The sequence below is a fragment of the Streptomyces sp. NPDC102274 genome, from assembly GCF_044766385.1.
Lineage (GTDB): Bacteria > Actinomycetota > Actinomycetes > Streptomycetales > Streptomycetaceae > Streptomyces.
Window position 1 is genome coordinate 1 of record NZ_JBIWLW010000153.1, and the last position, 1,128, is coordinate 1,128.

At 69.4% G+C, this 1,128-nt stretch carries 1 protein-coding gene; it reads right to left on the minus strand.

Annotated features, from left to right (window positions below):
- Positions 1 to 8: 8 nt before the first annotated feature.
- A partial coding sequence (locus ACIRQP_RS42505) for a phosphoesterase (protein ID WP_403900855.1) occupies positions 9 to 1,128 on the minus strand: 1,120 nt, incomplete at its 5' end.

Sequence of the window (1,128 nt, forward strand, 5' to 3'; positions counted from 1 at the left end):
CCGAAGTCCTAGCGGACGTGGACGAAGACGGGGTTCGAGTAGAACCACAGGTCGTCCCAGGGGCTCTCCAGTCCGTCCGCGAGCGGCTCGGCCTCGTCGGTGCTCGTGCCGCGCACGCGGGCGTAGAGGTCGCCGTCCACATTGCGCAGGGTGTGCTTGATGACGTAGTCCTTGCCCTGCTTGCGCCAGTCGCGGGGGCCGAAGCGGGCCACCACCTTGGTGGTCGGGTTGGTGTCGGTGTCGAGGCCGGCGCTCGGGCCGGTGATCTGGCCGGTGATCAGGTCCACACGGCGGACCTCCGGCCGGTCGCCGTTACCGTTCTTGCCCTCCAGCGGCCGGAACTTGATCTCGATCTCGACATCGGTGCGGCTGCGGCTGCTCACGGTGAGCGTCTCGCCCATGGCGGCCTCGTCACCGCGGTTGCCGGCGGTGAGGTCGAGGCTGCTGATCAGGTCGCCGGTGCCGACCCAGACCCGCCCGTTGCGAAGTCCGTCCATGATGTCGGCGTAGTCCTGCCGGGCCAGCACATGGGTCTTGCTGTACTCGCCCGGCCAGAAGTCCGAGCCGCCGCGCGTCCAGTGCACGTGCGAGTCCGAGGTCGCGGTGATCCACCAGCGGCGGCCCTCACCGAGCAGCGAGTCCCAGAGCCCGCCGACACGGGCCGTCATCTGGTCGAAGCCGCCATGGGTGGGGTAGTTGCCGTAGCCGCCGCGCGCGCCGCCGTTGAGCGGGCCGGCCTGGTGGCCGGGAGCGCCCTCGAAGCCGACGTAGATCTCGGGGGCGACGTTGTTGCCGTTACGGAACTCGCGCGGAGTGTCCTGCCCGTACACGCCGAGGCCGGTCGCCGACCGGGAGGCGTGGTGGGCGATGACCAGAGGCTTGCGCCTCATGTCCTTCGCGGCCTTCAGGAACTCGACCATCTTGGCCTCGGTGTCCCGGCCGGGATCGGCGGGGAAGGCGTCGAGTTTGGCGAAGCGGCTCTCCAGCTCGAACAACTGCTGTGCTTCGTCGGTGTGGTGAGGAATCATCAGGGTGTGGTGGTCCAGAGCCGGGGCGTCGAACTCCATCCCCCAGAACTGGAGGACCTCGGGCACGAGCACCCGCGAGCGCAGCAGGTCGGGGTAGGCC